The organism is Rhizobium metallidurans, from assembly GCF_014196505.1.
Lineage (GTDB): Bacteria > Pseudomonadota > Alphaproteobacteria > Rhizobiales > Rhizobiaceae > Rhizobium > Rhizobium metallidurans.
This window is the reverse complement of sequence record NZ_JACIDW010000023.1, coordinates 23,804-48,205: the sequence shown is the minus strand read 5'-3', so window position 1 is coordinate 48,205 and position 24,402 is coordinate 23,804. Positions and strand designations below refer to the sequence as shown.

Below are 24,402 nucleotides of genomic sequence, written 5' to 3'. Positions count from 1 at the left end.
TCGTCCAGCGGAAATGAGCGGCTCGTCGACGCGACATAAAGGATTCAAATCCTTTAGGGGCAGTCGCCGAATCCCTTGCGAGGCACGCGCGAGTCCATGGAGGGTCTCCTCGAGCGATCACGGGGCGTAATAAATGTCAGTATATCCCACCTATGCTTTGAATTTTCGCTGAGCTTTGATATTTGCCTAGCTATGCTTGCGATGGCAAATACGAAAGCAAACCCGGCGAGCTCAATATACTTGCATTCCGCGCGCAAAATTGGAGATACTTGACGGGGTATGTTTGAATCCTTTGCAGGCTCATCGTTTCGAACGGCTGCTTGTTACAAAGCGTGTTCGGCATTCAGCACACGCGGTCTGAGCCTTGCATTTTTCGAGGCAGGACGAGCGCCCGTCCTGATGTGGAGAATGATGGTTCCGGAACGGTATCGTCGTCGAGCAACCTGTTGGATACTCCAACGAGGGGTCAGATTAGTAGCGGGATATTGGCAAGCAGAAGATTTGGAAGCGTGCGGCGGGGAATGGCACGGGTGAGAGTCCGCTCTTGTGATATCGAGCGTCCGGTCAATACGGAACTAATCCGCTCTCATGTGTCGCTCTAAAGTTCGGTGGCGCACCCGGCAGGATTCGAACCTGCGACCTTTGGAATCGGAATCCAACACTCTATCCAGCTGAGCTACGGGTGCATGCCTGAGGCGGGTTTGAATCGCCTGTCCGATGGGTGGTTCTTAGCCTAGCTTTCGGCTGGCTTCAATCACCAAAATGAAAAGTCCGCCACTCCGTGAACCGACCCCGGGAAGTTGGCCACAATTTTCCGGGATCGGTGCACTATGGTGCGGCGGACTTCGGTTTCTTAATCAGACCTGCATGGCGCCGGGGCCGGGGATGGCCTTGGGGGGTACCTTGCCGAGGATGATCATGCCGAGCACCTCGTCCTTGGTCACGTCCTCGGTGCGGGCGTGGCCGACGACCTGGCCGTTCTTCATGACGGAGACGCGGTCGGCGAGGTCGAAGACGTCGTGGATGTCGTGGCTGATCAGGAAGATGCCGATGCCTTCCTTCTTCAGCTGCTTGATCAGCTCGCCGACCTGCGCCGTCTCCTGCGGACCGAGCGCCGCCGTCGGCTCGTCCATGATCAGGATGCGGGCGTTGAAGAGGATGGCGCGGGCGATCGCCACCGATTGCCGCTGGCCGCCCGAGAGCGCCTTCACCGGCTCCTTGAAGCGGCGGAAGTTGGGGTTGAGGCGGCCCATCACCTCGCGCGCCGAGGCCTCCATGGCGACGTCGTCGAGCGTGCCCCACTTGGTGCGGATCTCGCGGCCGAGATAGAGGTTGGCGGCGGCGTCCACGTTGTCGGCGACCGCGAGCGTCTGGTAGATCGTCTCGATGCCGTATTTCTTGGCGTCGCGCGGGTTCCTGATATCGGCCGGTTCGCCCTCGATAAGGATCTCGCCGCTGTCGCGCTTGTAGGCGCCCGACAGGATCTTGATGAGCGTCGACTTTCCCGCGCCGTTGTGGCCGAGAAGGGCGACGACCTCGCCGGGGTAGAGATCGATCGAGGCATTGTCCACGGCGTGGATGCCGCCAAACGAGATCGAGATGTTCTTCAGTTCCACGAGAGGAGTGTTCGGGCTTGGGGAAGTGCGTTGATCAGTCATATCCAGGCTCCTCTTACTTCGACCGCGAGCGATAGACGGTGTCGAGCCAGACGGCCACGACGAGAACCGCGCCCACGACGACGTTCTGTATGGGGGTATCGACGTTCGCGAGACCCATGCCCGACTGCAGCGACTGCATGACGAGCGCGCCGAGCATGGCGCCGGCGATCGTGCCGGTGCCGCCGGCAAGCGACGTGCCGCCGATAACGGCCGCCGCGATGGTGTAGAGCTCGTAGGTCGTCCCTTGCGAGTTGGCGGCGGCGTTGAGACGGGCCGTCGAGATCGCGGCGGCCACGGCTGCCAGGAAGCCCATCAGCGCGAAGATGCGCACCGCGACCCAGCGGGTCTTGATGCCGGCGAGTTCGGCCGCTTCCGGGTTGCCGCCGATCGCGAAGACGTAGCGGCCGAAGCGCAGGCGGGTGGCGATGAAGGTCATGACAATGCCGACGAGAACGGCGATCAGGACCGGTACGGCGATGCCGTAGGAGATGAAGAGCCCCGTTTCCGGCCAGGCGATGCCGTTGGCGTCCGCGTATTTCCTGGCGATCGCCACCGGCCAGTAATAGATGGTCGAGACCCAGATGGCGCCGAGCACCAGGGCGCAGCCGAGGACGGCCAGGAAGTATTCGGCCCAGAGCGGCCGGCGCGGGAAGTTGAAGCGCTTGCGCTGGTGGCGCGAGCCGATGATGCCGACGATGATCAGCACGCAGGCGACCAGCCCGATGATCCAGCTCCAGGTGGCGCCGACGGAGCCTTCGGCGCCGCCGCCCATGATGCGGAAGGTGGTGTCGAGGGGGGCGACCGTCTGGCCTGAGGTGACGTACCAGGCAAGGCCGCGCCAGGCGAGGAAGCCGCCCAGCGTGACGATGAACGAGGGGACGCCCATGAAGGCGATGATGACGCCCTGGAAGAGGCCGATCAGCGTGCCGGCGATCAGGCCGCAGACGAGCGTGATCAGCCAGGTCCAGGAATTGTCGAAGCCGAGATATTGCGGCAGGAACTTCGCCTGGATGACGCCCATGATCATGGCGACGAGGCCGAGCATCGAGCCGATCGACAGATCGATGTTGCGGGTGACGATGACGAGAACCATGCCGGTCGCGAGAACCGCGATCTCGGTGGTCTGGACCGAGAGGTTCCAGAGGTTGCGCGGCGTGAGAAACAGCCCGCCGGTGTAGAGATGGAAGCCGATCCAGATGACGAGCAGCGCCGCGACCATGCCGAGCAGGCGCGTGTCGATCTCGGTGGCGCGCAGGAAGCGCGTGAAAGCGTTACCCTCCGCCGAGCGCGGATGGCTCGATGAGGATTGCGTGATGTTTGCCATGGGTTTGCCGTTTCCCCCATTGTTTGGGCTCTGGCGCGGGCGCCCGAAAGCCCTTGCCGAGGTGCCCTGTTCTTCAAATCGACCACCGAGAGACTTCCGAAGCGGCCGCGCAAGGGGCGGCACTGGTCCGGCAGGGAATCAAAGCGTTCGCGGTGCGTTGCGAGGCGGGGAGCGCTTCATTGGGGCTCCAGCCGCATCCGGCGCCGCGGCGAGATCGCCACGGCGCCGGTGTGTCGGTTCAGCTGGCGAGGATCAGTCGCAAGCCTTGACGCTGCCGGCCTTCACGCCCTGGCAAGCTTCGGCCTTGGTGATCCAGCCCGCGTCGATGACGACGTTCAGGTTGTCCTTGGTGATGGCCTGCGGCTTCAGGAAGATCGACTGCATCTTCACCTTCTTCGGACCGCCTTCGAAGGACGCGACGCCTTCGATCTTGTCCATGGTCGTGCCGCCGGCGAGGTCGAGCGCGATTTCAGCGGCGCGCTTGCCGAGTTCGCGGCTATCCTTCCAGACGGAAACCGTCTGGGTACCGAGCGCGATGCGGTTGAGCGCCGCCTTGTCGGCGTCCTGGCCGGAGACCGGAACGGTGCCTGCCATGCCCTGCGCGTCGAGAGCAGCAACCGCGCCGCCGGCCGTGCCATCGTTGGAAGCAACAACGGCGTCGACCTTGTTGTTGTTGGCGGTCAGGAACTGTTCCATGTTGCGCTGAGCGTTCTGCGGCAGCCAGCCGTCGGTGTAGGCTTCGCCGACGTTCTTGATCTTGCCCGCGTCGACGGCAGCCTTCAGGACTTCCATCTGGCCGGCGAACAGGAAGTCCGCGTTCGGATCGGACGACGAGCCCTTGATGAAGACGTAGTTGCCTTCCGGCTTGACCTTGAACACGCCTTCAGCCTGCAGGCGGCCGACTTCCTTGTTGTCGAAGGTGATGTAGAAGGCAGCCGGGTTTTCGATCAGGCGGTCGTAGCCGACAACCGGAATGCCTTCAGCGGCGGCCTTTTCGATGGCCGGGCTGATCGCATCCGAATCCTGCGCGAGAACGATGAGGGCGTTGGCGCCCTGCGAGATCAGCGATTCAACGTCGGTCAGCTGCTTTGCGGCGGACGACTGGGCGTCGGCGGAGATGTACTTGGCGCCCTTGGCTTCGAGTGCCTTCTTGATGGCGGCTTCGTCGGTCTTCCAACGTTCTTCCTGGAAGTTCGACCACGACACGCCGACCACGAGGTCGGCTGCCATTGCGGCGGTATGCACCGATACGAGGATGGCAGCACCTGCCATCAGCTTCAAAACATGCTTCATAATATCCTCCCGAATAGAATGCGGCCAGCCCCAGCCAGTGGTTCCTCCGGCCGCCGCGATGTGCTGTCGGGAAAGGTTTTCATTATTTTCTCGACAGTCGAGAAATTAAGTGTCAGAGATTTTTTCAACTGTCAACACCGCACTACCGGTGAATGATCTCTCACGTGGAGGTTGTTGGAGATGCGGTGTGAACGAGGGGTGGAATGCACGCGGGAATAGGGCGGCCTTCATGCTGACCAGATCGAGCACGGAACTGGTGCGACAGCGCAACAGCGTGCTGGTGCTTGCCGCGTTGAGGCGCCACGGCGCGCTTTCCCATACCGAAATATCTGATTTCACCGGACTTTCCTCCGCCACGATTTCGGCGATCACGGCCGATCTGGAGAAGGGGGAGGTGATTGAGAAATCCGAGCAGCAGGCGGCGAGCGGCAGGGGGCGGCCGCGCGTGCAGTTTCGCCCGCGGCGCGACTGCGGCTATCTGATCGTCGTCATCATCTCGTCCGATGGCGTACAATATTCCCTGGTGGATTACGCCGGCACGCTGATCGACCGGTTCAGCGAGGAGCGATCGCACGACCCTCATGGCGCGGCACGATTCGCGGATGCTGTCGGCGAGGGGCTGGAGCGGCTGCTATCGCGCTCGCGCCTGTCGCGGACCAAGATCAAGCTGATCTCGCTCAGCAGCAAGGGGCTGGTGAGCTCCGACGATGCCGTGCTCCTGTGGTCACCGATCTTCGGCAGCGAGCGGATCGATTTCGAGGCTGCGCTGAGGGCCTCATGGCAGGCGAAGATCATCCTCGACAACGAGACGCTGCTGGTCGCAGCGGCGCTTGGCGCGCGCGAGGATGCGGGCAATCCGGATGGGCTGCGGTCGCTGGCGGCGCTGTCGCTCGGGCATAGCATCGGGCTCGGGATCGTCCGCAACGCGGGGCCGGCGGAGCGGGAGATCTCGGCGCCGAATTTCGGGCACATGCTGCATGTGGCCAATGGCGGGCTTTGCCGGTGCGGGAGCAGGGGGTGCATCGAAGCCTATGCCGGGTTCTACGCGATCCTGCGCATGGCCTTCGAGGTGCCCGACGATACGATCCCGGCGAAGTTCGTGCCCGTTGGCGAGCTGGACAAGATCGCGGCGCGGGCGCGCCAGGGTCACCGGATGTCGGCCTTCGCCTTCCGGCAGGCGGGCGTGGCACTCGGCAACGGGCTGTCGCGGCTTCTCAGCCTCACCGAGAGGATGCCGGTCGCGATCACCGGGCCCGGCACCCGCTATTACGATCTGCTCAGGCCCGGCATCGAGGAGGGGCTTGCCCAGTCGCACATGGTCAGGATGCAGGGCATGCCCGAGCTGCGCGTCGTGTTCGACGAGCCGCTTTTGGTTTTCGAGGGTCACCTGAACCGCGCGCTGTCGGTCATCGACGGCGATATCGTCCAGGCCGGGTTCCACATCTAAGCCGCGGTCGCCCGGCGCCGGGTGAGCATCTTGCCGATCTTCTGTCCCTGCATCTCGATGCATCTGTGGCCTATCGCCGACAGCGCGTAGACGATCGGCACGGTGATGGCGAGTGAGAGCAGAAATCTCTGGAAGTCGCTGATATCGTTGCCAAAGGTCTTGATGAGGTAGGCGATGACCGGCTGCATGATCAGCAGGTGGAGAAGATAAGCGCCGAAGGAGAGTTCGCTGAGCTTGTGGAAGAAGCGATTGCCCATGAAATCGGAAATCCGGTTGAGCGGCCTTGCCAGCAGGCGCGGCAGGTGCGCGTGGAAGATCAGCGCGAAGAAGGCGACGACCAGCCCGACCCGCACGACCTCGCGCGGCACCGTCATGCCGCCGCCGATCGGCAGGGCCACGAAGACCACCGCCAGGAGGAAGTGGACGAAGGCTCTCCTGCTCGAAACATTGAGCGCGCCGGCAAGCAGCATGCCGGCGATGAAGACGTGCATCTTCAGCGGCAGGAAGGACGGCATCGGGAAATTGATGCCGGCAAGGCGCAGCCCGATCGAGATCGCGACGCCTGCCGCGACGATGCCGATGCTGCCGCGCAGCCATCCCAGCCTGTGGATGAAGAGCATCAGGAACGGCAGAACGGCATAGAACTGCATTTCCAGGCTGATGCTCCAGTCCGGCAGCGGTGTTCGGAAGGCGTGTGCCGGCGACAGGCCGAACAGGAAGCTCACATGCATCATCACATTCTCGAAGCTGCCGTCGAGGTAGCGCTCGGGCAGCTGCGGCGTGACCTGGAGGAATCGGTCGATCACCATGCGACTGTCGAAGATGACGGGGCCGAGCGCGATGGCGATCGCCAGCATCACGTAATAGAGCGGGGCGATGCGAAAGAACCGGCGCGTCCAGAAATTCGACCATGTCGAGATCTCCGTCCAGGGCTCCTTCTCCTGGCGCAGCTGATAGTGAAACACCATCAGAAAGCCGGAGAGCATGATGAAGAGATCGACACCGAGATCGGGGTCGCCGATCAGCGGCACACGCCAGCCGGTCAGCAGCATTGCGTGGCCGACCAGCACCCATAACGCGGCGATGCCGCGCAAGCCATCGAGACTGCCAATTCGCCCGGAAGCGCCCGAAATATCCGCCATCTATTGATCACCCGGTTCGTCGAAGGTGCCATGAATGGCGCGAAAATTGAGGTAATCCAATGGTGATTCAGATACTGCGAGCGTTGTAACACACGTCAGACGTGCGGAAAATCCGCTAATAAGCAAACGCGCCAACGCACTTGCGCGGTTCGTGGCAAGGACCGCTTTGTGATCGAAGCAGGCAAATGTTACAGGCGAATTCAGAGAGTTGGTGTCGCAGCGGCGATGTTGCCGGAGGCGAAAACGAGAAATGGCCGGGTCGGGCCCCGGCCATCTCCTGCGCGGCTTTCGGTCGGGAGAAAACCGTCAGCCGATCTTGATCAGCTTGCCTTCCTTGACGGACTGGACGGCCGCGTCGGCGAGCACGAGGGCGGCGAGGCCATCGGCGCCCGAGGGGGCGATCTTGGCGCCCTTTTCGATGGCGGCGATGAAGCTCGCGATCTCGTTGGCGTAGGCTTCGGTGTAGCGGGTCATGAAGAAATCGTGCAGCGGCGGGCGGGTGTAGCCTTCGCCATTAGCGACTTCGATCGACACGGCGCGCTGGTTTTCGGCCGAGACCATGCCCTTGGAGCCGTGCACCTCGATGCGCTGGTCGTAGCCGTAGGTGGCGCGGCGGGAGTTGGAAATGATCGCCTGCTTGCCCGACCTGGTCTGCAGGATGACCGAGACGCTGTCGTAATCGCCCGCTTCGCCGATCGCCTTGTCGACGAGGACGGCGGCCGTTGCCGTGACTGCGACCGGCTCTTCGCCGAGCAGGAAGCGGGCCATGTCGAAATCGTGGATCGTCATGTCGCGGAAGATGCCGCCGGAACGCTTGATGTAGTCGACAGGCGGGGCGCCCGGATCGCGCGAGGTGATCGTCACCATCTCGACGTCGCCGATGCGGCCGTCGTCGATCGCGCCGCGCACGGCCATGAAGTGCGGGTCGAAGCGGCGGTTGAAGCCGACCATCAGCTTGCCCCTGGTCTCTTCCACCACCTTGATGCAGGCCTTGACGCGCTCGACGGAGAGATCGACGGGCTTCTCGCAGAAGATCGCCTTGCCTGATCGGGCGAAGCGCTCGATCAGGTCGGCATGGGTGTCGGTCGGCGTGCAGATGACGACGGCGTCGATATCGCTGGCGGCTTCGATCGCCTCGATGGTGCGCACGTCGCAGCCATAGGCCGATGCGATGGCGTTGGCGGCTTCGGGAAAGGCGTCGGCGACGGCAACCAGCCTTGCATTGGCATTGGCGCTGACCGCCTTGGCGTGAACCTTGCCGATACGACCGGCACCAAGAAGACCAAATCTGACTGTCATGATTTCCTCCCTTGAATTCGGCTCGCCCGGATGCGGAATGAATGGACCGAATTTATCTCATTGTGGAATTTTCATTCCATCTTATCACCGTTTCGTCAAGTCCGCGGCTCTTTCACATTTGAAGAAACCATCTTAAAGACGTGTAACAATTTATATGTGGGAATGAGATGCAACTGATCGATCCAAGCCACCCGGCCTACCGCGCTTTGTGGGTGCGCGTTCTCATCGTCGTGGTCTGCCTTAGCTGGACAGGGATCGAGGCCATATGGGGCGATCCGTTCTGGGCGGTTCTGGCGGCCGGCGCCGGCGTCTATGCGGCCTACATGCTCCTGTGGCGCTACAAGGCGCCGGACCCTGCCGCGGAAAAGGCGCCAGAGCCCGTGGCGACGCGGGACGATCGCGAGAACGACGCGTAATCAGCGTCTGGCGCTTCGCGTCTTGCGACGGATCGCTTCGTCGATCAGGAGATTGGCGATCGTCATGCGCTTGGTGGCGTTGTCGCGAAAAAGCGGGTGGACGCGATCGGGGTGATTCGTCTTGGCGAAGCTCCGCCGCTTGTCGCTCAGGCCCTGGATGCTGTCCTGCGCCGAAATGGCGAGTTCCCCGGCGATGTCCGATAGCGCGGTGCGGGCGAGATGCGGCGGCATGACCGGCTCCGGCTCCGGCTCGATTTCGGGGACCGGGGCGGCGACTTGCTCGGGTGGTCGCTCGGGCGGCGGCGTGTCGACGGTCGTCTCGTGGAAGGTTTCGAATTCCAGATTGTCGAAATAGGCCTGGCCTGGCCGCGCCGACGGGGCGGACACGCCCTGCATGACGTCGAAGGCAAGGCCGGTCGTGAAGCCCGGCACGCGGTGCGAGACGGAAACGGCTTCGTCGGCGGTGTCGCCATCCTCTTCCTTCAGGCGATCGAGGACCGACTGGAACACCGATTGTCCGAACAGCATGAAGCCTCCCTTGCGCGAAAGGGCATATGATGCGACCAACATGGCGCGGGGCTTGCGAGGCCTCATTGGTCAGGCTGGCGGCGAGGGGCAGCCGCCAGCGATCAGGCGCCGGCTTTCCTGCTCTCGGCCAGCACCAGGTCGTAGAGCATCCGGGCACTGGGGGGCAAGGCGCGCTCCCTCGCGGTGATCAGGCTGTAGGGCCTGACGTTGATCTCGAAATCGATCGGCAATATCCGGACATCGGAGGCGCGCGAGCGCTGCGTCGCCAGGAAGTTGGCGACGTCGACGGCAATCGGAGCGATGGCGTTCGTCTCGCAGATGATGGCGCAGGTGAGCAGCAGCGACGAGGTGTTGACGACATTGTCGGGCACGGCGACGCCGCGCGACAGGAAGAGATCCTCGATCGTGCGCCGCAGCAACGTGCCGGGCGGCTGGAAGACCCAGTCGTAACCCGTCAGGTCGGTCAGGCTGGCCACGCCCTTCTGAAGGAGCGGATGGCCGCTGCGCACGATCAGGCAGGCGCGCTCGACGCCGATCTCCTGAACCTCGAAGAGCCTGGGGTTGAGGTCGTCGGGGATACGGCTGATGACGAAGTCGTGGCGGGCGGCCAGAAGCTCGCGGGCCAGCACGTTGCTGGTCTCGACCTGGATGGTGACCTCGATGCCGGGAAGCGCCGTGCGGATTTCCTTGATTGCGGGTACGACGAGGCTCATGGCGGGCGCCGTCACCGCGCCGATGAAGACCGATCCGCCCTTGCCGGATTTCAGCTCCGCGATCTCGCGGTTTGCCTCCCTGAGTTCCAGCATGATCTTGCGCGCACGTCTTGCGAGTGCCTCGCCGAAGGTGGTGAGCACCACGCCGCGGGCGACGCGCTCATAGAGGGCTGTCTTAACGATCGTCTCCATTTCCGACAGCATTCGCGACGCGGCGGGCTGCGAAATGTTAAGAGCCTCGGCGGCGGCCGAAATCTGCCCGCTATCTTCGATTGCGACGAGCATGCGCAGGTGATTCAGCTTGAGGCCCGCCCGCAGAAGGCCGTCATCCCCAAAAATGTCCGTCTGTATATCCACGTTTTCTAATGCCACATGCCCTGAATTGCTCGACATGGTTGCAGCCTCCCCACTGCTCTCCATCAAAAGTAATACTTTTTAACGATATACCAAATTTGTTATGCCTTTTGCCAGTTATTCTATTTGACAGTTATAGGAATCCATACCAGTTTGCCGCCGTGTGCTGGTTGGCACTCAACACGTGTGAGAGCGTGGAGGAGACCTACTTCGTTTCTCGCTATCTGAAGTATTATCCAATACGAAACCCGCCACAGTTCGGGGTGGGCGAGGAGTCGCCCGCGCATTTATTAACTTAGGGAGAGAGAGATGAAATCCATTATCTCGTTGATGGCAGCGGCCGCTTTCGGCGTTGCTTCGTTCGTCATGCCGGCTGTCGCCGCTGACAAGGGTCTCGTTGGCATCGCCATGCCGACCAAGTCGTCCGCTCGCTGGATCGACGACGGCAACAACATCGTCAAGCAGCTCCAGGAAGCCGGTTACACGACCGACCTGCAGTATGCCGACGACGACATTCCGAACCAGCTTTCGCAGATCGAAAACATGGTCACGAAGGGCGCCAAGGTTCTCGTCATCGCTTCGATCGACGGCACCACGCTTTCGGACGTGCTGCAGAAGGCCGCCGATGCAGGCATCAAGGTCATCGCCTATGACCGTCTGATCCGCGATTCGGGCAATGTCAGCTACTACGCAACCTTCGACAACTTCCAGGTCGGCGTTCTTCAGGCCGGCACGATCGTCGACAAGCTCGGCCTCAAGGACGGCAAGGGCCCGTTCAACATCGAGCTCTTCGGTGGTTCGCCTGACGACAACAACGCCTTCTTCTTCTACGATGGCGCAATGTCGGTCCTGCAGCCTTACATCGACAGCGGCAAGCTCGTCGTGAAGTCCGGCCAGACCGGCATGGACAAGGTCGGCACGCTGCGTTGGGACCCGGCAACGGCCCAGGCCCGCATGGACAACCTGCTCTCGGCTAACTACACCGACGCAAAGGTCGACGCCGTTCTGTCGCCTTACGATGGTCTGTCCATCGGCATCATCTCCTCGCTCAAGGGCGTAGGCTATGGTTCCGGCGACCAGCCGCTGCCGGTCGTTTCCGGCCAGGACTCGGAAGTTCCTTCCGTCAAGTCGATCATCGCAGGCGAGCAGTATTCCACGATCTTCAAGGATACCCGCGAACTGGCGAAGGTTACCGTTGCCATGGTCGATGCCGTCATGTCCGGCAAGGAGCCTGAGGTCAACGACACCAAGACCTACGACAACGGCGTAAAGGTCGTTCCGTCCTACCTGCTGAAGCCGGTTGCCGTCACCAAGGACAACTACAAGACCGTCCTCGTCGACAGCGGCTACTACAAAGAAGACCAGCTGAAGTAATCTGACGAACGCCGGAATCCGCTCGCGCGGATTCCGGTTTCCGATTTTTGAACGCCTGGCCGATCTTACGGCCACGGCGCTGGATTATGATCATGGAAAATACACTCCTCGAAATGCGGAACATCACCAAGACGTTCCCGGGTGTGAAGGCGCTCGAGAACGTGAACCTGAAGGTTCGCCAAGGTGAGATTCACGCAGTTGTGGGGGAAAACGGGGCCGGCAAGTCCACCCTGATGAAGGTTCTTTCCGGTGTCTATCCCTCGGGCACCTATGACGGGGAAATCTTCTACGACGGCAACGTCCGCAACTTCAAAGTCCTGAAGGACTCCGAAGAGATCGGCATCGTCATCATTCACCAGGAACTGGCGCTCGTACCGCTGCTGTCGATCGGGGAAAACATCTTCCTCGGCAACGAGAATGCGAAGAGCGGCGTCATCAGCTGGGAAACCACCTTCAACCGCACGAAGCAGCTGCTCGCCAAGGTGGGCCTGCGCGAATCTCCGAACACGCTCGTGACCGACATCGGCGTCGGCAAGCAGCAGCTCGTCGAAATCGCCAAGGCCCTGTCCAAGAGCGTCAAGCTGCTCATTCTCGACGAACCGACGGCTTCGTTGAACGAAAGCGATTCCGACGCGCTGCTGAACCTCCTGATGGAGTTCCGCAAGCAGGGCATCACGTCGATCATCATCTCGCACAAGCTCAACGAGATCCGCAAGGTCGCCGACCAGATCACGGTTCTGCGCGACGGCATGACCGTCAAGACGATGGACTGTCATAAGGAAGAGATCAGCGAGGACACCATCATCCGAAACATGGTGGGCCGCGATCTCGAGGACCGCTATCCGCCGCGTTCGGTGCCGATCGGCGAAACCATCTTCGAAGTGAAGAACTGGAACGTCTTCCACCAGCAGCATCGCGACCGCCAGGTCCTGCACGATATCAACGTCAACGTCCGCAAGGGCGAGGTCGTCGGCATCGCCGGTCTCATGGGAGCCGGGCGCACGGAATTCGCGATGAGCGTGTTCGGCAAGGCCTATGGCCACAAGATCACCGGCGAGGTCTATGTCGACGGCAAGCAGGTGGACACCACCACCGTGCGCAAGGCGATCGATGCCGGTCTTGCCTATGTGACGGAAGACCGCAAGCATCTCGGTCTCGTGCTTGCCGACAACATCATGCACAACACGTCGCTGGCCAATCTGGCGGGCATTTCGAGCGGTACCGTCATCGACGGCATCAAGGAGAGCAAGGTCGCGACCGACTACCGGTCGAAGCTGCGCATCCGCTCGTCGGGCATCTACCAGGAGACGGTCAATCTCTCGGGCGGCAACCAGCAGAAGGTGGTTCTGTCCAAGTGGCTGTTCTCCGATCCCGACGTGCTGATCCTCGACGAGCCGACCCGCGGCATCGACGTGGGTGCAAAATATGAAATTTATACTATCATCAACCAGCTTGCTGCCGATGGAAAAGGCGTTCTGATGATCTCGTCGGAAATGCCGGAACTGCTTGGCAACTGCGACCGCATCTATGTGATGAACGAAGGTCGCATCGTCGCTGAACTGCCGAAGGGCGAAGCGAGCCAAGAAACCATCATGCGCGCCATCATGCGCTCTGGGGAGAAGAAACAATGACTCCTGTCAACCCGACCAGTCACGAGGAAAGCAACGTCGTTTCCGTCGTCGATTACATCCGCGGCAACATTCGTGAATACGGCATGCTCATCGCGCTCGTCGCGATCATGGTGTTCTTCCAGTTCTACACCGGCGGCATCCTGTTCAGACCGGTCAACCTGACCAACCTCGTTCTCCAGAACTCGTTCATCGTCATCATGGCGCTCGGCATGCTGCTGGTCATCGTGGCGGGGCATATCGATCTGTCGGTCGGCTCCATCGTCGCCTTCGTCGGCGCGCTGGCGGCGATCTTCACCGTCTCCTGGGGCATGAACTTCTGGCTCGCGGCCTTGCTTTGTCTCGCGATCGGCGGCGTCATCGGCGCGGCGCAGGGCTATTTCATCGCCTATCACCGGATTCCGTCGTTCATCGTGACGCTGGCGGGCATGCTGGTGTTTCGCGGTCTGACGCTGACGGTTCTCGGCGGCAAGAACATCGGCCCGTTCCCGAAGGAATTCCAGGTCATCTCCACCGGCTTCCTGCCCGGCGACATGGTCGACATCTTCGGCACGCCGACGCAGATCACCTCGCTGGTGCTCAGTGTCATCCTGCCGGTCATCCTGTTCTACCTCGCCTGGCGCCGCCGCAAGGTGAACGAAAGCCACGGCATCGACGTCGAGCCGATGGGCTTCTTCGTCGCGCAGAACGTCATCATCTCGCTGGCGATCGTGGCACTCGGCTACCTGCTGTCGACCTATCGCGGCCTGCCGAACGTTCTCATCGTCATGCTGGTGCTGATCGCCGCCTACAGCTTCGTCACGCGTCGCACGACGATCGGCCGCCGCATCTACGCGATGGGCGGTAACGAGAAGGCCACCAAGCTTTCGGGTATCAACACCGAACGCCTGAGCTTCTTCACCTTCGTCAACATGGGCGTTCTCGCCGGTCTCGCCGGCATGATCGTGGCGCTCCGCCTGAACTCGGCGACGCCGAAGGCCGGCGTCGGCTTCGAGCTCGACGTCATCGCGGCCTGCTTCATCGGCGGTGCCTCGGCATCCGGCGGCGTTGGCAAGATCACCGGTGCCGTCATCGGCGCGTTCATCATGGGCGTCATGAACAACGGCATGTCGATCGTCGGTCTCGGCATCGATTTCCAGCAGATGGTCAAGGGTCTCGTGCTGCTCGCAGCCGTCTTCTTCGACGTCTACAACAAGAACAAGGGCTAAGCGCTTCGGCGCTGCCCACCTATTCGCAGTGACTTGAATTCGCAGTGACATGAACGTGTCATCCGGCTGCCTCGGGAGCCGGAACGGCGGAGCACATTCCGCGCAATCGAAAAAAGGATGAAGACCGTGCTTATTTCGCAGATCAAGGGTTCGAACGGAGAGATCGTCGTCGCCGTGCGCGAGCCGGGCGGTACCGCGAAAGCCGTCAAGAACGCCGGCAGCGTCTACGCGCTCGCCATGGAAGCCGCGAACGGCGGCAAGTCGCTGGCATCGGTGATCGAGGCGCATGGCCTGGGCGAGGCCGTCGATCTCGAGAAGGCTTACGCGGAAGGCCGCTTTCTGCCGCCGATGACGCACCCGGATGCCGCGCACCTGCATCTGACGGGCACCGGCCTGACGCATCTCGGCTCGGCCGCGACGCGTGACAGCATGCACAAGAAGACCTCCGAGGCCGCCGAAGAGACGCTGACGGACTCGATGAAGATGTTCAAGATGGGCCTCGAGAACGGCAAGCCGAAGGCCGGCGAAAAGGGCGTCCAGCCCGAGTGGTTCTACAAGGGCAACGGCTATGGCGCGGCAGCTCCCGGCGCCGCACTCGTCTCCCCGTCTTTCGCGCTCGACGGCGGCGAAGAGCCCGAGATGGCCGGCATCTACGTGATTTCAGAGGACGGTACGCCGTTTCGCATCGGTTTCGCGCTCTCCAACGAGTTTTCCGACCACGTCACGGAGCGCCAGAACTATCTCTACCTCGCGCACTCCAAGCTGCGTCCGGCAAGCTTCGGCCCCGAGATCCGCATTGGTGCGGCGCCCGACGATATCCGCGGCACCTCGCGCATCAAGCGCGGCGATAAGGTGATCTTCGAAAAGCCCTTCCTGTCGGGCGAGGCGAACATGTCGCACACCTTCGCCAACCTCGAATACCACCACTTCAAGTATGGCCTGTTCCGCGTGCCCGGCGACGTGCACGTCCACATGTTCGGCACGGCGACGCTGTCGTTCGCCGAGGGCATCAAGACGGAAGAGGGCGACGTGTTCGAGATCGAGGTCGCCGACTTCGGCCTGCCGCTGCGCAATCCGCTGAAGATCGACGCCGAAGAAGAAATCGTCGTCAAGCAGCTCTGATTTCTCAGCTCTGGTTTCTAGAGCCCGGCGCATTGGCTGTCGGGCCAGTCTTTCATAAGCGGTAAAGGAGGCTTGCAGGGCCCATGACCATTTATCAGAACCTGATCGCCGGCGAATGGATCGGCTCGGACGCTACCAAGAATATCAACCCGTCGGATACGAACGAAGTCGTCGGCCTCTATGCCGATGGTTCGGCCGAGGACACCAAGAACGCGATTGCCGCCGCCAAGGCCGCTTTCCCGGCCTGGTCGCGCTCCGGCATCTGGGAACGCCACGTCATCCTGAAGAAGGCCGGCGACGAGATCATGGCCCGCAAGGACGAGCTCGGTGCGCTGCTTGCCCGCGAAGAGGGCAAGACGCTTCCTGAGGCGATCGGCGAGACCATCCGCGCCAGCCAGATCTTCGAATTCTTCGCAGGCGAAGTGCTGCGCCTTGCCGGCGAGACCATTCCGTCGGCACGTCCGAACATCGGCGTCGAGATCACCCGCGACCCGCTCGGCGTCATCGGCATCATCACGCCTTGGAACTTCCCGATCGCCATTCCGGCCTGGAAGATCGCGCCGGCGCTCTGCTATGGCAACACCATCGTGTTCAAGCCGGCCGAGCTGGTTCCGGCCTGCTCCTGGGCGATCGTGGACATTCTTCACCGCGCCGGCCTGCCGAAGGGCGTGCTGAACCTCGTCATGGGCAAGGGCTCGGTCGTCGGCCAGGCCATGCTCGACAGCCCCGACGTTGCCGGCATCACCTTCACCGGCTCCACCGGCACTGGCAAGCGCGTCGCCGCCGCTTCGCTCGAGCATAACCGCAAGTTCCAGCTGGAAATGGGCGGCAAGAACCCGATGGTCGTCCTCGACGATGCCGACCTCAACGTCGCCGTCGAAGCTGCCGCCAATTCCGGCTTCTTCTCGACCGGCCAGCGCTGCACGGCCTCGTCGCGCCTGATCGTCACCGAAGGCATCCACGACAAGTTCGTGGCGGCGCTGACGGCCAAGCTCGAAACGCTCGTGGTCGACAACGCCATGAAATCGGGCACGCATATCGGCCCCGTGGTCGACGAGAAGCAGCTGAAGACCGACACCGACTATATCGAGATCGGCAAAAAGGAAGGCGCCAAGCTCGCCTTCGGCGGCGAGCTTCTGAAGCGCGACACGCCCGGCTTCTACCTGCAGCCGACGCTGTTTACCGAAGCCACCAACCAGATGCGCATCTCGCGTGAGGAGATCTTCGGTCCGGTCGTCTCGGTCATCCGCGTCAAGGATTACGAGGAGGCGCTGGCGACCGCCAACGACACGCCGTTCGGCCTGTCCTCCGGCATCGCGACGACCAGCCTCAAGCATGCTACGCACTTCAAGCGCAACGCCGAAGCCGGCATGGTGATGGTCAACCTGCCGACGGCGGGTGTCGATTTCCACGTTCCGTTCGGCGGCCGTAAGGGCTCGTCCTACGGTCCGCGCGAGCAGGGCAAGTACGCCGCCGAATTCTACACATCCGTCAAGACCAGCTACACGCTGGCCTGACGTCAAAATAGCGATACGGGTCGTCGCGAGAACGGCTCGGCATCCCTCAAAAGGCAGAAGACAATGTTTAAAAAAGCGGAATGGCCGCGCAAGCTTCGATCGCAGGAATGGTACGGCGGCACCAGCCGTGACGTCATCTATCACCGTGGCTGGATGAAGAACCAGGGTTACCCGCACGACCTGTTCGACGGACGCCCCGTGATCGGCATTCTCAACACCTGGTCGGACATGACGCCGTGCAACGGCCATCTGCGCGAACTGGCGGAGAAGGTGAAGGCGGGCATCTGGGAGGCCGGCGGCTTCCCGATGGAAGTGCCGGTGTTCTCGGCTTCCGAAAACACCTTCCGCCCGACCGCCATGATGTACCGCAACCTCGCGGCACTGGCGATCGAGGAAACCATCCGCGGCCAGCCGATGGACGGCTGCGTGCTGATGGTCGGCTGCGACAAGACCACGCCGTCGCTGATCATGGCGGCCGCCTCCGTCGACCTGCCGTCGATCGTCGTCACCGGCGGCCCGATGCTGAACGGCTACTTCCGCGGCGAGCGCGTCGGTTCCGGCACGCATCTGTGGAAGTTCTCCGAAATGGTGAAGGCCGGCGAGATGACGCAGGCCGAATTCCTCGAGGCCGAGGCCTCGATGAGCCGGTCTTCCGGCACCTGCAACACCATGGGCACCGCGTCCACCATGGCGTCGATGGCCGAAGCGCTCGGCATGGCGCTTTCGGGTAATGCCGCGATCCCCGGTGTCGATAGCCGCCGCAAGGTGATGGCGCAGCTGACCGGCCGCCGCATCGTGCAGATGGTCAAGGACGACCTGAAGCCCTCCGATATCATGACCAAGCAGGCCTTCGAAAACGCCATCCGCACCAATGCGGCGATCGGCGGTTCGACCAACGCCGTCATCCATCTGCTGGCCATGGCCGGCCGTGTCGGCATCGACCTGACGCTCGACGACTGGGACCGTTGCGGCCGCGACGTGCCGACCATCGTCAACCTGATGCCATCGGGCAAGTACCTCATGGAAGAGTTCTTCTATGCCGGCGGCCTGCCTGTCGTCATCAAGCGCCTCGGCGAAGCCGGCCTGCTGCACAAGGACGCGCTGACGGTTTCGGGCGAAACCATGTGGGACGAGGTCAAGGACGTCGTCAACTGGAACGAAGAGGTCATCCTGCCGGCCGAAAAGGCGCTGACGCAGTCGGGCGGCATCGTCGTGCTCCGCGGCAACCTGGCGCCGAAGGGCGCGGTCCTGAAGCCATCGGCTGCTTCGCCGCACCTGCTCACGCATCGCGGCCGCGCCGTGGTGTTCGAGGATATCGACGACTACAAGGCCAAGATCAACGACGACAATCTCGATATCGACGAGACCTGCGTCATGGTCATGAAGAACTGTGGTCCGAAGGGCTATCCCGGCATGGCCGAAGTCGGCAACATGGGTCTGCCCCCTAAGGTGCTGAAGAAGGGCATCACCGACATGGTGCGCATCTCGGATGCCCGCATGTCCGGCACCGCCTATGGCACCGTCGTTCTGCACACCTCGCCGGAAGCCGCCGTCGGCGGTCCGCTCGCCGTCATCAAGAACGGCGACATGATCGAGCTCGACGTGCCGAACCGCCGTCTGCACGTCGATATCTCCGACGAGGAAATGGCGCGCCGCCTGGCCGAGTGGAAGCCGCAGCACGAGCTGCCGACCTCTGGTTACGCCTTCCTGCACCAGAACCACGTCGAAGGTGCCGACACCGGCGCCGACCTCGACTTCCTCAAGGGATGTCGCGGCAGCGCGGTGGGCAAGGACAGCCACTGATCGGTCGTTTCGATCGGGTGAATCGACGAGGAGGCGGGGCGAAAGCTCCGCCTTTTTCGTATCGGCAGGCCGGCGTGCACCGGACTGCCCGATCGCGCACTTATAGTTAAAGATTTAATAAAATCGTGCTAGGTTGTGATTGCACTGCATATCACGACGAGGCCAGACATGCGCAAACCCGCGCCGAAGACCACGCATCACGATGCCGACGGGACCGAGACGGAAGACAATCGCCAGCTGGTGAACCGTCTGCTCGAGAACGCGCAGCGTGAGGTGAGGGGCGAGGCGCAGGTCGTCGCCGACGAAACGCCCAAGGCGCGCCACTCCGTGCTCGAGATCGCACTCCTCGTCTGCTTCATCCCCTTCTACTGGCTCTATTCGCTGGCGACCCGCCGCACTGCGGACGAATACGAAAGCCTCTGATCCCGCCGCCGCTGCGGACGCGCCGAAAACAGCGTTGCGCTGGTCAACCGTGATCTCCGCCTTATGTGTCCCGACATAGGCAACGAAGGCGGGAGGAGCGCGCGATGGCCAAGAACACGATCTGCGTATGGTACGACAAGGACGCGGAGGAGGCGGCGCGCTTCTACGCGAAGACGTTTCCCGACAGCTCCGTCGGGGCGATCACGCGGGCGCCGGGCGATTATCCCTCGGGCAAGCAGGGCGAGGTGCTCGTCGTCGAGTTCACCGTCGCCGGCGTTGCCTGCATCGGCCTCAACGGCGGTCCCACGTTCAAGCACAATGAGGCCTTCTCGTTTCAGATTTCCACCGAGGACCAGGAGGAAACCGACCGCTACTGGAACGCGATCGTCGGCAATGGCGGCGAGGAGAGCGCCTGCGGCTGGTGCAAGGACAAATGGGGCGTCTCCTGGCAGATCACGCCGCGCGTGCTGACGGAGGCGATGAACGCCGGCGGCGCCGAGGCCAAGCGCGCCTTCGATGCGATGATGGACATGGGCAAGATCGACGTCGCGGCGATCGAGGCTGCCCGCCGGGGCTGAGCGATTGCCGGGTGATCCCGGCTGGCGGCCCCACTGGGCGCGGTCGATCGGCCATCGCGCGATTGCCGCGAGGGCTGCCGTTCAGCTCTGGGACTGGCTCTGGGATTGCTCCTGGTCCGCGACCTTGACGATCACCTGCAGCTTTTCGCCCGGCATGCCGATGCGCATGCCTGATACCGGGGCGGCGTCCTTGTAGCAGAGGCCGGAGGCGATGCGGACATAGCGCTCGTCGGGGCAGATCTTGTTTGCGGGGTCGAAGCCGACCCAGCCGAGACCGGGGATATGGGCTTCCGCCCAGGCATGGGTCGCCGCCTGCTCGATCTTTTCTTCCATCATCAGATAGCCCGAGACATAGCGTGCGGGAACGCCGAGCGCATGGGCGGCGGCGACGAAGATGTGGGCGTGATCCTGGCAGACGCCCGTCTTCTTCTCCAGCGCCTGCTCGGCCGTGGTCTCGACGTCGCTGGTGCCGGGCTGGTAGTCTACGGTCTCGTGGATGGTGTTCATCAGCGCATGCATGCGGCCAAGCTCGTTGTCGCCGCTGACGCCCTTGATCAGTTCCTTTACCAGCTTGCCGGGCTTGGTGCGCGGCGTATCGCGCAGGAACAGCCAGAGCGGGCAGAAGCCGGTATGCGGGCCGGTGACACCGTTCAGATCCTCGGTCTCGACTTCGCCCTCTGCGACGATGCGCGTCACCTGCTGCTCGCCTTCCAGCGAGACCAAGTTGACGTGGTTGCCGAACTGGTCGTCATACTCGACCTCCGGCTTGGCGCCCTCGACATGCAGCGACCAGTTCAGCACCTTTTGGCCGGGGCCCGATGGCGGGGTCAGCCGCAGGCGCTGCAGCGAGAAGGCGGAGGGTTCGTCGTAGCGGTATTCGGTGACGTGGCTAATCTTCAGTTTCATGTCGCGACCCGCCTATGCGTAGAACCGGTAACCGTCGGAAATTTCCTGTCCGAGCTGGTTGTTGCGTGAGACGAAGTCTTCGAGGAATTCGTGCAGGCCCTGATCCATGATGTCCTTGATCGCCTGCTTCTTCAGCGACTGGCGGATGGCGTCGGCGGTGTCGTGCGCCTTCAGCCGCTCGCCGTAATCGGTGGCGAGATGGCCGAGTTCGCTGGTGATCTTCTCATAGCAATAGGCGAGTGAACGCGGCATCTGGCCGTTGAGGATCAGGAAGTCGGCGATGTTGGTGGCGCGGTATTCGCCGTCATAGGCCCAGCTGTAGGAGCGGTGGGCGGAGACCGAGCGCAGGATCGATTCCCACTGGACGTTGTCGATCGAGGTGCCGACGGCGGAGACGGCCGGCAGCAGCACGTAATACTTCACGTCGAGGATGCGGCTGGTGTTGTCGGCGCGCTCGATGAAGGTGCCGATGCGGGCGAAGTTGTAGAGCTCGTTGCGCAGCATCGAGCCGTGCAGCGCGCCGCGGATCAGGCCGGCGCGGTGCTTGATGACGTCGATTGCCTGCGGCAGGTCGGCCGGCTTCAGCCGCTTCGACAACAGTTCCTTGAGCTCGATCCAGAACTCATTGGTCGCTTCCCAGGTCTCCCGGGTGAGCGCCGTGCGCACCATGCGTGCGTTGTTGCGGCCGAAATCGACGCAAGACATGACGCTCGACAGGTTGGTGCGATCGCGCAGCAGGTAGTCGATGGCATCAGGGCCGGTCAGCTTCGAATGGCCCTCGTCATAGGCTTCGCGGACGCCGGCGCTCTGCAGCACGCCGTCCCAGTTGTCGTCGCTGCCGCTGCTTCTGGTCAGCGACATTCGGATGCCGGCGTCGATCAGGCGCGCGATATTCTCGGCGCGCTCGAAGTAACGGAACATCCAGTAGAGGCCGTTTGCGGTTCTTCCGAGCATCAGATCAATCCTCCAATACCCAGGTGTCCTTGGTGCCGCCGCCCTGGCTGGAATTGACCACCAGCGAGCCCTGCTTCAGGGCAACGCGGGTGAGCCCGCCGGGAATGATCTGCACCTTGTCGGAGACCAGCACGTAGGGGCGCAGGTCGACGTGGCGGGGCGCGATCCCCTTGTTGACGAGAATGGGGACGGTCGAGAGCGACAGCGTCGGCTGGGCGATGTAGTTGCTCGGCTTGGCGCGCAGCTTCTCGGCGAAATCGGCGCGTTCCTTCTTCGAGGCGGTCGGGCCGACCAGCATGCCGTAGCCGCCGGAGCCGTGCACTTCCTTGACGACGAGCTCTTCCAGGTGCTCCAGCACGTATTTCAGGCTGGAGGCCTCCGAACAGCGCCAGGTCGGCACGTTTTCCAGAAGCGCCTTGCGGCCGGTATAGAACTCGACGATCTCGGGCATATAGGAATAGATCGCCTTGTCGTCGCAGATGCCGGTGCCCGGCGCGTTGGCGATGGTGATGTTGCCGGAGCGGTAGACATCCATGATCCCGGGGATGCCGAGAGCGGAATCCGGGCGGAAGGTGAGGGGATCGAGAAAATCGTCGTCGACGCGGCGATAGAGCACGTCGATCGCCTCATAGCCGCGCGTGGTGCGCATCTTCACCTTGCCGTCGATGACGCGCAGATCCGAGCCCTCGACCAGCTCGACGCCCATGGTGTCGGCCAGGAAGGAGTGCTCGTAATAGGCGGAGTTGTAGATGCCTGGCGTCAGCACGGCGACGCGCGGCTTGCCCTTGCAGCCGGGAGGGGCGAGCGAGGCGAGCGACTGGCGCAACAGATAAGGATAGTCCTCGACCGGGCGCACCTTGTTCTCGTGAAACAGCTCCGGGAACATGTGCATCATCGTCTCGCGGTTTTCCAGCATGTAGCTGACACCCGAGGGCGTGCGGGCATTGTCTTCGAGAACGTAGAACTGGTCCTCGCCGGTACGCACGATATCGGTGCCGACGATGTGGGTGTAGACGCCGCCGGGCGGGCGGAAGCCGATCATCTCGGGCAGGAAGGCGTCGTTCTTCTCGATCAGCTCGCGCGGAATGCGGCCGGCGCGGATGATCTCCTGCTTGTGATAGATGTCGTCGAGAAAGGCGTTGAGCGCGATGACGCGCTGCTCGATGCCCTGCGCGAGCTTGCGCCATTCGCGACCGGAGATGACGCGGGGGATGATGTCGAAGGGAATGAGCTTTTCGGAACTGTCGGCGTGGCCGTAGACGGCGAAGGTGATGCCGGTCTTGCGGAAGATGTTTTCCGCGTCGCGGGATTTGGCGATCAGATGAGCGCGATCCTGATTATTGTACCACTCAAAGTATTTCTCATATGGCTGTCGCGGACTTTCGTCCCCGGTGATCATTTCATCAAATGCCAAAGGTGTGGCTCCCCTTTTTTCTTCATTTGAGTACAACGGACAAAGCAATGCAAGAACCATGCTCAGTTCGGACGGAAGATTCATAAAATCATGGGTTTCGGCGAAAACAGCCGAAAAACTGAGCATTTTCGGGAAGGTAGCGCCGTGATGTCGAAGGGCAATCGGGTCCCGCCGCTCAAAACATGAGCATGTGATTATTTTCGACGCGCGGCGCGATTCATTTTCGGGCGATGGTGGCCGGCGCTTCAATGAAACTTGAAATAAGCATCAACGCTTCGCCTTTGACCTTGGCAGTCGATCCCGGCTATCCCCGCTGCCTTCGCTCTCGAAAGTGTCAAATGTCGCTCGATCGTCTCGCACCCGCCATCTTCGTTCTCCTGTGGTCCACCGGCTGGGTGGTGGCGAAATACGCGGCCATCCATTCCGAGCCGTTCACCTTTCTCGCCATCCGCTTCGGGCTGTCGGCGCTGGCGTTCCTGGCGCTCTGTCTCGTGCTCAGGGTTGAATGGCCGAGCAAAAGGGTGATGCTGCGGGCGGTCTATTCGGGGCTGTTCCTGCACGGTTTTTATCTGGGTGGCCTGTGGTGGGCGATCGCCAATGGGGTGCCGGCCGGCATCTCCGGCATCATCGCGGCGCTACAGCCGCTTCTGACGGCGATGGCGGCGCCACTGCTGATCGGCGAACGATTGCAGCCGAAGCAGAAGGCCGGGCTGCTGCTCGGCTTCGTCGGCATCGCGATCGCCATCTCGCCGAAGCTGTTCGATCCCGCCAACGCCAATCTCGCGCATGCCATCGTGCCGCTCGCCATCAACCTCTTGGCGATGGCTTCGGTCACCTATGGAACGCTCTATCAGAAGAAGCATCTGCAGGCCGGCAACCTGCCTGCCATCGCGACGCTGCAATATGTCGGCGCGCTCGTCGTCAGCGTCCCCTTGATGCTCGGTTTCGAGCGCATGCAGTTCGACGGGTCGGCAACGGCGATCGCGGCGCTCGTGTGGTCGGTCTTCGGGCTGTCGATGGGCGGGGTGGGGCTGCTGCTTTATCTGATCCGGCGCGGACAGTTGTCGCGCGCGGCCTCGCTGATCTACCTGATGCCGCCGACCGTGGCGCTGGAGGCCTTCATCGCCTTCGGCGAACCGCTGACCGTGCCGCTCGTCATCGGTACCATCGTGGTCGTCACCGGCGTCTACCTGACCAACCGGCAGTCGGCCGCGCCGCTTCGCGAGCAGGCGCAGTAAGACCAGCGAGCAGGCACAATAGCAAACGGCGGGATCTCTCCCGCCGTTCGTTGCTCAATCGCG

At 62.4% G+C, this 24,402-nt stretch carries 21 protein-coding genes and 1 tRNA gene; 11 read left to right on the top strand and 11 right to left on the bottom strand.

Annotation, left to right across the window (positions count from 1 at the left end):
• Positions 1 to 609: 609 nt before the first annotated feature.
• From GGQ67_RS22255 to xylF, 4 genes are all read right to left on the bottom strand, one after another.
• Positions 610 to 686 (bottom strand) — tRNA-Arg (locus GGQ67_RS22255).
• A 171-nt stretch (positions 687 to 857) separates the two neighbouring features.
• Positions 858 to 1,658, bottom strand: a complete 801-nt coding sequence (locus tag GGQ67_RS22250) for an ATP-binding cassette domain-containing protein (RefSeq protein WP_183902314.1) — start codon at positions 1,656 to 1,658, stop codon at positions 858 to 860.
• 13 nt (positions 1,659 to 1,671) lie between these two features.
• Positions 1,672 to 2,982, bottom strand: coding sequence for a sugar ABC transporter permease (locus tag GGQ67_RS22245; RefSeq protein ID WP_183902313.1), 1,311 nt, complete (start codon positions 2,980 to 2,982; stop codon positions 1,672 to 1,674).
• Positions 2,983 to 3,234: 252 nt separating this feature from the next.
• Positions 3,235 to 4,275 carry a D-xylose ABC transporter substrate-binding protein gene (gene xylF, locus GGQ67_RS22240; protein ID WP_183902312.1) on the bottom strand — a complete coding sequence of 347 codons (1,041 nt, stop codon included), beginning with the start codon at positions 4,273 to 4,275 and terminating at the stop codon, positions 3,235 to 3,237.
• A gap of 229 nt (positions 4,276 to 4,504) precedes the next feature.
• Between xylF and GGQ67_RS22235 the strand changes: the two genes are divergently transcribed.
• Complete coding sequence (locus GGQ67_RS22235; protein ID WP_183902311.1) at positions 4,505 to 5,722, top strand: ROK family transcriptional regulator; 1,218 nt, start codon at positions 4,505 to 4,507, stop codon at positions 5,720 to 5,722.
• Here the strand turns inward: GGQ67_RS22235 and GGQ67_RS22230 are convergent.
• Together GGQ67_RS22230 and iolG are read right to left on the bottom strand one after the other, a co-directional pair.
• Positions 5,719 to 6,864: an acyltransferase family protein gene (locus GGQ67_RS22230; RefSeq protein WP_183902310.1), complete on the bottom strand. Its 1,146-nt coding sequence runs from the start codon at positions 6,862 to 6,864 to the stop codon at positions 5,719 to 5,721. The genes GGQ67_RS22235 and GGQ67_RS22230 overlap by 4 nt on opposite strands.
• Before the next feature lie 306 nt (positions 6,865 to 7,170).
• Positions 7,171 to 8,163 (bottom strand): inositol 2-dehydrogenase, encoded by a 993-nt coding sequence (gene iolG / locus GGQ67_RS22225; RefSeq protein WP_183902309.1) that lies wholly within the window; start codon positions 8,161 to 8,163, stop codon positions 7,171 to 7,173.
• 167 nt (positions 8,164 to 8,330) lie between these two features.
• On the opposite strand from iolG, the gene GGQ67_RS22220 reads away from it, so the two are divergent.
• Complete coding sequence (locus GGQ67_RS22220; protein WP_183902308.1) at positions 8,331 to 8,579, top strand: hypothetical protein; 249 nt, start codon at positions 8,331 to 8,333, stop codon at positions 8,577 to 8,579.
• On the opposite strand, the gene GGQ67_RS22215 is transcribed toward GGQ67_RS22220, so the two are convergent.
• Positions 8,580 to 9,107 carry a hypothetical protein gene (locus GGQ67_RS22215; protein ID WP_183902307.1) on the bottom strand — a complete coding sequence of 176 codons (528 nt, stop codon included), beginning with the start codon at positions 9,105 to 9,107 and terminating at the stop codon, positions 8,580 to 8,582.
• 101 nt (positions 9,108 to 9,208) lie between these two features.
• The gene (locus GGQ67_RS22210) at positions 9,209 to 10,240 is read right to left on the bottom strand and encodes a LysR family transcriptional regulator (protein WP_425503824.1); all 1,032 of its coding nucleotides are present in this window, start codon (positions 10,238 to 10,240) and stop codon (positions 9,209 to 9,211) included.
• A gap of 243 nt (positions 10,241 to 10,483) precedes the next feature.
• Between GGQ67_RS22210 and chvE the strand changes: the two genes are divergently transcribed.
• From chvE to GGQ67_RS22170, 8 genes are all read left to right on the top strand, one after another.
• The gene (gene chvE / locus GGQ67_RS22205) at positions 10,484 to 11,548 is read left to right on the top strand and encodes a multiple monosaccharide ABC transporter substrate-binding protein (RefSeq protein WP_183902305.1); all 1,065 of its coding nucleotides are present in this window, start codon (positions 10,484 to 10,486) and stop codon (positions 11,546 to 11,548) included.
• Between the two features lie 92 nt (positions 11,549 to 11,640).
• Positions 11,641 to 13,179, top strand: coding sequence for a multiple monosaccharide ABC transporter ATP-binding protein (mmsA, locus tag GGQ67_RS22200; RefSeq protein WP_183902304.1), 1,539 nt, complete (start codon positions 11,641 to 11,643; stop codon positions 13,177 to 13,179).
• Positions 13,176 to 14,384 (top strand): multiple monosaccharide ABC transporter permease, encoded by a 1,209-nt coding sequence (gene mmsB, locus GGQ67_RS22195; RefSeq protein WP_113238387.1) that lies wholly within the window; start codon positions 13,176 to 13,178, stop codon positions 14,382 to 14,384. The genes mmsA and mmsB overlap by 4 nt, the downstream gene beginning before the upstream one ends.
• 126 nt (positions 14,385 to 14,510) lie before the next feature.
• Positions 14,511 to 15,506, top strand: coding sequence for an AraD1 family protein (gene araD1 / locus GGQ67_RS22190; protein ID WP_183902323.1), 996 nt, complete (start codon positions 14,511 to 14,513; stop codon positions 15,504 to 15,506).
• A gap of 83 nt (positions 15,507 to 15,589) precedes the next feature.
• Positions 15,590 to 17,023, top strand: a complete 1,434-nt coding sequence (locus tag GGQ67_RS22185; protein WP_183902303.1) for an aldehyde dehydrogenase family protein — start codon at positions 15,590 to 15,592, stop codon at positions 17,021 to 17,023.
• A 63-nt stretch (positions 17,024 to 17,086) separates the two neighbouring features.
• Complete coding sequence (araD, locus tag GGQ67_RS22180) at positions 17,087 to 18,826, top strand: L-arabinonate dehydratase (protein ID WP_183902302.1); 1,740 nt, start codon at positions 17,087 to 17,089, stop codon at positions 18,824 to 18,826.
• Positions 18,827 to 18,994: 168 nt separating this feature from the next.
• On the top strand, positions 18,995 to 19,249 hold the full coding sequence (locus GGQ67_RS22175) for a hypothetical protein (RefSeq protein WP_183902301.1): 255 nt from the start codon (positions 18,995 to 18,997) through the stop codon (positions 19,247 to 19,249).
• Between the two features lie 104 nt (positions 19,250 to 19,353).
• Positions 19,354 to 19,827, top strand: coding sequence for a VOC family protein (locus GGQ67_RS22170; protein WP_183902300.1), 474 nt, complete (start codon positions 19,354 to 19,356; stop codon positions 19,825 to 19,827).
• Positions 19,828 to 19,908: 81 nt separating this feature from the next.
• Here the strand turns inward: GGQ67_RS22170 and GGQ67_RS22165 are convergent, their stop codons facing one another.
• From GGQ67_RS22165 to GGQ67_RS22155, 3 genes are read right to left on the bottom strand one after another with little or no spacing between them, the layout of a single operon-like run.
• Positions 19,909 to 20,733, bottom strand: a complete 825-nt coding sequence (locus GGQ67_RS22165) for a transglutaminase family protein (RefSeq protein WP_183902299.1) — start codon at positions 20,731 to 20,733, stop codon at positions 19,909 to 19,911.
• 12 nt (positions 20,734 to 20,745) lie between these two features.
• A complete protein-coding gene (locus GGQ67_RS22160; protein WP_112943882.1) occupies positions 20,746 to 21,687 on the bottom strand; it encodes an alpha-E domain-containing protein in 942 nt (313 codons plus the stop codon).
• Between the two features lie 4 nt (positions 21,688 to 21,691).
• Complete coding sequence (locus GGQ67_RS22155; RefSeq protein WP_018897244.1) at positions 21,692 to 23,101, bottom strand: circularly permuted type 2 ATP-grasp protein; 1,410 nt, start codon at positions 23,099 to 23,101, stop codon at positions 21,692 to 21,694.
• A 338-nt stretch (positions 23,102 to 23,439) separates the two neighbouring features.
• Here GGQ67_RS22155 and GGQ67_RS22150 point away from each other — a divergent pair, with 338 nt between their 5' ends.
• The gene (locus GGQ67_RS22150) at positions 23,440 to 24,339 is read left to right on the top strand and encodes a DMT family transporter (protein WP_183902298.1); all 900 of its coding nucleotides are present in this window, start codon (positions 23,440 to 23,442) and stop codon (positions 24,337 to 24,339) included.
• Positions 24,340 to 24,402 lie beyond the last annotated feature (63 nt).

Bases quoted from the DNA above. Each gene is read 5' to 3' on its own strand.
- GGQ67_RS22230 (WP_183902310.1), bottom strand. From the start codon at position 6,864: ATGGCGGATATTTCGGGCGCTTCCGGGCGAATTGGCAGTCTCGATGGC.
- GGQ67_RS22220 (WP_183902308.1), top strand. From the start codon at position 8,331: ATGCAACTGATCGATCCAAGCCACCCGGCCTACCGCGCTTTGTGGGTG.
- chvE (WP_183902305.1), top strand. From the start codon at position 10,484: ATGAAATCCATTATCTCGTTGATGGCAGCGGCCGCTTTCGGCGTTGCT.
- mmsB (WP_113238387.1), top strand. From the start codon at position 13,176: ATGACTCCTGTCAACCCGACCAGTCACGAGGAAAGCAACGTCGTTTCC.
- GGQ67_RS22185 (WP_183902303.1), top strand. From the start codon at position 15,590: ATGACCATTTATCAGAACCTGATCGCCGGCGAATGGATCGGCTCGGAC.
- GGQ67_RS22175 (WP_183902301.1), top strand. From the start codon at position 18,995: ATGCGCAAACCCGCGCCGAAGACCACGCATCACGATGCCGACGGGACC.
- GGQ67_RS22245 (WP_183902313.1), bottom strand. From the start codon at position 2,982: ATGGCAAACATCACGCAATCCTCATCGAGCCATCCGCGCTCGGCGGAG.
- iolG (WP_183902309.1), bottom strand. From the start codon at position 8,163: ATGACAGTCAGATTTGGTCTTCTTGGTGCCGGTCGTATCGGCAAGGTT.
- mmsA (WP_183902304.1), top strand. From the start codon at position 11,641: ATGGAAAATACACTCCTCGAAATGCGGAACATCACCAAGACGTTCCCG.
- GGQ67_RS22165 (WP_183902299.1), bottom strand. From the start codon at position 20,733: ATGAAACTGAAGATTAGCCACGTCACCGAATACCGCTACGACGAACCC.
- GGQ67_RS22170 (WP_183902300.1), top strand. From the start codon at position 19,354: ATGGCCAAGAACACGATCTGCGTATGGTACGACAAGGACGCGGAGGAG.
- xylF (WP_183902312.1), bottom strand. From the start codon at position 4,275: ATGAAGCATGTTTTGAAGCTGATGGCAGGTGCTGCCATCCTCGTATCG.
- GGQ67_RS22235 (WP_183902311.1), top strand. From the start codon at position 4,505: ATGCTGACCAGATCGAGCACGGAACTGGTGCGACAGCGCAACAGCGTG.
- GGQ67_RS22215 (WP_183902307.1), bottom strand. From the start codon at position 9,107: ATGCTGTTCGGACAATCGGTGTTCCAGTCGGTCCTCGATCGCCTGAAG.
- GGQ67_RS22250 (WP_183902314.1), bottom strand. From the start codon at position 1,658: ATGACTGATCAACGCACTTCCCCAAGCCCGAACACTCCTCTCGTGGAA.
- araD (WP_183902302.1), top strand. From the start codon at position 17,087: ATGTTTAAAAAAGCGGAATGGCCGCGCAAGCTTCGATCGCAGGAATGG.
- GGQ67_RS22150 (WP_183902298.1), top strand. From the start codon at position 23,440: ATGTCGCTCGATCGTCTCGCACCCGCCATCTTCGTTCTCCTGTGGTCC.
- GGQ67_RS22160 (WP_112943882.1), bottom strand. From the start codon at position 21,687: ATGCTCGGAAGAACCGCAAACGGCCTCTACTGGATGTTCCGTTACTTC.
- GGQ67_RS22210 (WP_425503824.1), bottom strand. From the start codon at position 10,240: ATGGAGAGCAGTGGGGAGGCTGCAACCATGTCGAGCAATTCAGGGCAT.